Source organism: Paenibacillus contaminans, assembly GCF_003285015.1.
GTDB classification, from domain to species: domain Bacteria; phylum Bacillota; class Bacilli; order Paenibacillales; family NBRC-103111; genus Paenibacillus_V; species Paenibacillus_V contaminans.
Genome location: NZ_QMFB01000067.1, coordinates 1 through 6206 on the forward strand (window position 1 = coordinate 1; position 6206 = coordinate 6206).

Below are 6206 nucleotides of genomic sequence, written 5' to 3' on the forward strand. Positions count from 1 at the left end.
GTCGCATTTTTTGTACCCGCTACTGGAACTCACTGAAAAATCATTAGTTTGTCAGTGGCCTCCTTTATCAGTGGTTTTGGAAACCTCTTTGTTTACAATTCGAGACTAGTCCATTTCGCACTACACTTTTGGGACAGCCCTTATATCACTTATATCTCACTCAAAAATTAATGCGTCTTCCACTCTTCCGCTTCCATACCGTCTTCGACCGCGAATTCGAAATCGTCTACATCGAAAGCTTGTACGGGCACGTCGGTTTCGATCAGCTTGTCAAGAAGCTCCAACTGGTCCGTTAAAAGCGGCGCTTGCTCATTTATTGCAGTCAGCAGCAGCTCCGTTTCGATCGGGTCGAACGTTTCGCCGTATTGGGCGTTGTCCATAGCGTAAACGATCGTAAACGTGACGTTGTCGTTCACAAGCAGCGGCGGGCTTTTGCGCCAAGGCGCCTGAAGCGCGCGTTCGATCTTCTTCTTGTTAAGCGAGTCTTCGAAATACTCGATCAGCTCGCCGATTTTTTTCTTTACGTGCGCGTCTTCCTCCGGATCAGGCATGACAGGCTCGCTGCTGCCCCTCATTTCATAAAGCTCCAAGATGGATGAATAAGGAATGACATATTCCACGGGCCGACTCGGCACCAGCAGCTCTCCATATACCGCAACCATAACTGCTTCAATAACAAATCGCCGGTTCATCTTGTTCAATACCCCCTCTAACTGCCCCAATAGTCCGATTTACACTTTTATCATCATAACATGTCCGTTATCTTCGTACCAGAGTTACCAAGGATAAACGCTTGCCTGCATCTTTGACGCTTTCCGATATACAAAAAAACGGATAATCCCGAAACGTCGCCGCTTAAGGAACATCCGCTCTGTTTGCATAAAAACCCGCAAATGCCGTCCGATTTAGTGTTTCAAACCCGCTCTCGCAGGTGGGTGACCTCAGCGACGTTTTTGAAGTCCCTTTTCGAGGGCATGTCAGCCGCGTCGGACATGTTGGTCTCCCGTGAAACAGTCATTGGTTCAAAACAACTTAAAACCGTAACGTACATCGCAGGATGTTTAACGTATTCCCATTATAATGCCTCCGGAACGGAATGTAAACCTCGCCGGGCGGAAGCCTTTTGTCACTACAGCCAACTTTTGGCGCGTATCGACAACTCTTTTAATCCCGTTTGGATGGGTCCGGTTTGCTTTCGGAATCGGCANGTTTGGATGGGTCCGGTTTGCTTTCGGAATCGGCAGCGGCTTCCGGCTCCGGACGTTTGTCTTTCTCTTCGCCGCCTTGAATGATAAGCTCGTCGGATTCCCCTTCGCCTTCTTCGCCCGATTCCTCCTGCTTCTTGAACTTCTCCATCCGCTCCTGCATTTTCTGATAGCTGCGGTTGAAATGCCAGAATGAAGCGGTTGCGAGCAAGCTGCCCATGAAGAAAGGAACAAGGAAGTTAAACTTGACGACGCTTATATACATAATCGCCGCGTTGACTGCGAGCATGCTGATGGACAGGATCGGATGCCCGATCGCTACAAGGAACGAATTTTTAAGAATTTGGAACAGCTTCATGTGGAAGTGTACCATGATGGAAATGAAATGAAAGAAAGCGGCCATCAAAATGAAAAACAGCGTAATAAACAAAATCGACAGCAGCCGCAGCATCCCGCCTTGCCCGCCGTAGAACTGGTAGTTGACGACGATAATGCCGCCGAGCAGGACGAACAGAAGCCCGCCGAGCATGCTTTGCAAGTAGTTTTCCTTATAGCCGCGGAAATATGTTTTGAACAGCGGTACGTCCGTATCGCCCGTTACCCATTTGCGCGCAACGACGAACATCGCCGTTGTGGCCGGAATCAGTGTAAACGGCGACACGATGGCCAGCATAAGCAGCCAAGATTTCATGACGTCCAACGTAATCTCTTCCGTAGCGGGATTCAGTAAAACGCTTACGACCAGAAAAAAGAACGGCAGCGAGCAAATCACCCACAGCACATTAATGACGGATAACCGCATAATCCATTCGGATATCCGATAAAATCCTCCCATGACGCCGCGAAATTCCAAAACATTTCCTCCTCTTCGTATCCAGAGCGCAGTTTGTTTGACACATCTAAAGTTTGGATATTTTCTTATTATAGCCTATTTTTCTGGGTATAGGTAGTCGTCTAAACATGAAGGCGTTTGTCACAATATGATGTGGTATAACCCGTTACAAATAACCAGTCAAAGGAGGAAAAGCCGATGTCCGCATCCCTGAATTTCGGAGGCACTTCCACAGCCGCCATTCTGGTATTGTTCATTCTTCTTGTGATCGTTTCCTGTTCCCTGTGCTGCTAATTGAACGACACAAAAAAGAAGGCGAAGTTCGTCGCAGAACTTCGTCTTCTTTTTTTTGGTGCTTAGTTGTTCACGTAATCGTCGGAACGCTTGGAGCTGCTCGAAGAGCTGCCGTAGCTTCTGCCGCGGTCGCGCGAGCCTCCGCCACGGTTGTCCCATCCGCCGTCACGCGAGCCTTCGCGGCGCGGAGGACGCGATCCGCCGCTTCCGCCGCCGAAACGGTCGGTACGCTTCGACATGTAGGACGAAGAATTCGGCTTGCGTCCCGAGGAACGGATATCCGGTCTTCTCTTCTTAACGCGAAGCGGATCTTCCGGCGTCAGCTCGACGTTGACTTCCTTCGATTCGCGGGTCAGCAGCTTGAGCGCAGCCGACAGCAGGGCGACGGAATCGTATTGCTCGAGCAGTTGAATCGAAAGCCCTTTGTACTCGTTCGCTTCGTCGTTCTGCACGATATCGAGAATTTTCTCCGCCGTAATGCGCTGCTTGCCTTCAAAGGCTTCAGCCGTGCTTGGCATAGGTTTGCGGGCAATGCGGTGACGAGTCAGACGCTCGATGAAATGCAGATGATCCATTTCGCGAGGCGTTACGAACGTCCATGCCGTTCCTTCCTTGCCTGCGCGGCCTGTACGGCCGATCCGGTGAACGTAGCTTTCCGGATCCTGCGGAAGGTCGAAGTTTACGACGTGGGTTACGCCGGAAACGTCCAAGCCCCTGGCTGCAACGTCAGTCGCTACCAATACGTCGATGCTGCCGTCGCGGAATTTGCGCATGACCGCATCGCGTTGATGCTGCGACAAGTCGCCGTGAAGGCCTTCCGCGGAGTAACCGCGTTTTTGCAGCGCTTCGGACAGCTCGTCGACGCGGCGTTTCGTCCGGCCGAAAATAATCGCCAGCTCCGGCGCTTCCATGTCGACCAGGCGGCAAAGAACTTCGAATTTTTGCTTTTCCTGCAGCTCGATGTAGAACTGCTGAATGAGCGGAGCGCTCACTTGCTTAGGAATAACGGATACATGCTCCGGATTTTTGAGGAACTGCTGAGCGAGCTTCTGAATGTTCGGAGGCATCGTCGCAGAGAACAGCATCGTATGACGGGTTTCAGGAACGAGCTTGAGAATGGATTGGATGTCGTCCATAAAGCCCATGTCGAGCATTTCATCCGCTTCGTCCAAAATGACGGTTTGTACGTCGTCCAATTTGATCGTTTTGCGGTTGATATGGTCGAGCAAACGTCCCGGCGTCCCGATGATGATTTGCGGGCGTCTTTTCAGAGCGCGGATTTGCTTCACGATATCTTGGCCGCCGTAAATCGGAAGCGAACGGATTCCTTTGAAACGGCCGAGCTTCTCGATCTCTTCCGCAACTTGAATCGCCAGCTCGCGCGTCGGGCACATGATGAGCGCTACGATCCGATCTTCCGATACTTGAATTTTGTTAATAAGAGGTACGCCGAAAGCGGCGGTTTTTCCCGTTCCCGTTTGAGCTTGGCCGATCAGGTCTTTGCCTTCGAGGGCCAGCGGAATCGCTTTTTCCTGAATCGGAGTCGATTCCTCGAATCCCATTTCGGTAATCGCGCGCAGTACCTTCGGCTCAAGGCCGAATTCGTTAAAAGTTTTCAATTCAGTTCAATCTCCTTTGTCCATAGGGGAGAGTCTTGCCCCCGCCCTTCTTTCTATACCCTTAAGTTCGACTCGTCTATTAGAGGCCGTTAAAAACCCTGCCGGGCGCCTCATTAACCACGGACCCTTCGTTAGCCGCCCATCGGCATAACCGTCCATCGATTTGCAACAAAAAAGTATTTCCCCAGGCAGCAGGAAAATACCGGCCGTTCTTAAGAATATCTTTAATACTATACCATACATCTTTTTTCGTTTCCAGTTTTCGTTATAAAACTCGTCCCGCTTCGACATTATGCCGAAACCTTGCCGCCCGTTGCTGCGTATTAACAGTTGTGACAGCAAAAAGCTTACGAAAATCTGCGAAATCCCTGCTATACTAGCCATAATGACATATGGTTTTACTAAAGGGAAAGAAGGAGCGCGAACCATGTCCATTTTCAAAAGAATCGGCGATATTATGAGAAGCAACAAACAACAGCCGGCCGCACCCGAGAGCAATCCGTTCGAGGATGCCCGCGTCGGCGATATTGTCAACGTAGACCTTGAGGAATATGTGATTTCCGGCAAAGTCGTTTACTTCGACCGCGGCTACGCTCCCCATCGCTTCGCCTATTATTTGCAAAGCGGCAAGCATATATGCTGTCTGGTCGTCGAAAAAGGCCGGACATTCGAATGTTTCAAGTGCGAATTCTTGGAAGGGGCGCTCGACAATCCGAAGGACGTGCCCACCAGGCTCGATGTGGACGGCGAGATTTCATACGAGCTCGAAAGCCACCGCAGCGACGTTACCCGTACGGAAGGAAATACGGATTTCAGAAGCGGAGACGAAGTGCTTATTTGGCGCTATTTTTCGAAAGGTGAGGATTACTTCTTTCTTCAATGGCAAGATGGCAAGTTCGTCGCCTTGCAAGGCGAGCGTACCCCCGCTTCCGATGTGAAATTTATGCGGAGCAGCAGACCGGCCGGGAAATAACGATTGCAGAGGACTTTGGCGAACAGGAGGTGTGCATAAATGAAACGCTGGTCATGGTCTAACGTTATCGCATATGTCGTCGTTTTCGCCGTCATCATCGCGGCCATCAGCGGTTTATTCGGGAATGTATCAAGCGCAAGCAGCTACGTAAAAGACAATTATCCGCTTGTTGACGCGCAGGGCAAAGGCAAAGGCGACGCCAAAGTATATTTGGTCGAGAACAAGGATGTCCCGACGGTAGCCAAGGAGCTTGCGGATAAGCAGAAGCCGAAGGAAACAAGCAAAGAAAGTCCCGATCAGATGTTTTTGATCTACAAAGACAATATCGTCAACATTCAGAAGGACCCGCAAAATGCCGGGAACACGCTCGTCGAAATCGACAGCATTCAATACGCGAGGGATAACTACGATTCGTCGTTCCTCCAAGGATTTTTTACCGCTGCGGTGCTGCAGACGCTGTTCGACAGCGCTTCGTCAAGCGGCAAGCAAGCGACGCAGAGTTATCGGGGTTATACGTCGAATACGGGAAGCGATACGAAGAGCTCAACGTCTTCATCATCCGTTAATAAGGATCAGCCTGCCACTACCGACCGGTCGGGAAGCTTCTCAAGCAAATCGAACAGCAGCACGGGCAAAACGGATAGCGGATCGACGAACTCTTCCGTCGACGATAATAAATCGTCGGGCACTACCGGCACATTCCGTACCAATAACTCGAGCTCGTCATCCGGCAGCTCTTCATCGTCCGGCAGCTCCTCGTCGAGCAAGAGCGGTTCTTCTTCAACGAGCCGCAAGAACGACGGGTCCACCCCCTCGTACAAAGCGCCGAGCAAACCGAGCACAAGCAAGAAATCAGGTTCCTTTTCAACGAAGAAACGGTAGTAAAATTTGTAATAACAAGTCCGTTCATGCCTGCGCATAGCGGACTTGTTTCGTTCTCCATCGTATTCAACCTGGTATGGAATAAAAATCAACACCCGCCTCCTTCATTTTATGTTATACTGAATATGTAATTTCATAATGGTTCTGGGTTACGGTTTCGCTAAGATTTTGCTTTTTCTGATCGCAAAAACGATTGGAAGGGTGATGCCTGTGGAAACAATTAAGTTGTCCAGGATTGTCATGAAATTAAGCCCAGACCTATACCCGTTCCTTAAGAGAAGTGAGCTGGATTCCGAAATCGTGCTCGTCCACGGGATAGAAGCGCTGGAAGCAGATGACGTTCTCGAAATCGTGCAATTCAGCATTTCCGAGCATCAGAAAGACGCCTTTCTTCATTGAAA

The 6206-nt window shown here is 50.2% G+C and carries 6 protein-coding genes and 1 other RNA gene; 3 read left to right on the forward strand and 4 right to left on the reverse strand.

Annotated elements, in window-relative coordinates; all coding sequences use genetic code 11:
* Window positions 1-167: 167 nt before the first annotated feature.
* The 3 genes from DQG23_RS41485 to DQG23_RS41495 form a co-directional block, all read right to left on the reverse strand.
* A complete protein-coding gene (locus tag DQG23_RS41485) occupies window positions 168-692 on the reverse strand; it encodes an ADP-heptose synthase (protein ID WP_113036934.1) in 525 nt (174 codons plus the stop codon).
* Window positions 693-880: 188 nt separating this feature from the next.
* Window positions 881-1062, reverse strand: a non-coding RNA gene (ssrS, locus tag DQG23_RS41490) — 6S RNA.
* A 102-nt stretch (window positions 1063-1164) separates the two neighbouring features.
* Window positions 1165-2040: a YesL family protein gene (locus DQG23_RS41495; protein WP_475114533.1), complete on the reverse strand. Its 876-nt coding sequence runs from the start codon at window positions 2038-2040 to the stop codon at window positions 1165-1167.
* Between the two features lie 195 nt (window positions 2041-2235).
* On the opposite strand from DQG23_RS41495, the gene DQG23_RS41500 reads away from it, so the two are divergent.
* A complete protein-coding gene (locus DQG23_RS41500) occupies window positions 2236-2331 on the forward strand; it encodes a YjcZ family sporulation protein (protein WP_113036936.1) in 96 nt (31 codons plus the stop codon).
* 62 nt (window positions 2332-2393) lie between these two features.
* On the opposite strand, the gene cshA is transcribed toward DQG23_RS41500, so the two are convergent.
* A complete protein-coding gene (cshA, locus tag DQG23_RS41505) occupies window positions 2394-3950 on the reverse strand; it encodes a degradosome RNA helicase CshA (RefSeq protein ID WP_113036937.1) in 1557 nt (518 codons plus the stop codon).
* Between the two features lie 427 nt (window positions 3951-4377).
* On the opposite strand from cshA, the gene DQG23_RS41515 reads away from it, so the two are divergent.
* Complete coding sequence (locus tag DQG23_RS41515) at window positions 4378-4923, forward strand: DUF4178 domain-containing protein (protein WP_113036939.1); 546 nt, start codon at window positions 4378-4380, stop codon at window positions 4921-4923.
* Between the two features lie 39 nt (window positions 4924-4962).
* On the forward strand, window positions 4963-5805 hold the full coding sequence (locus tag DQG23_RS41520; RefSeq protein WP_113036940.1) for a DUF4247 domain-containing protein: 843 nt from the start codon (window positions 4963-4965) through the stop codon (window positions 5803-5805).
* The last annotated feature ends 401 nt before the right edge of the window (window positions 5806-6206 follow it).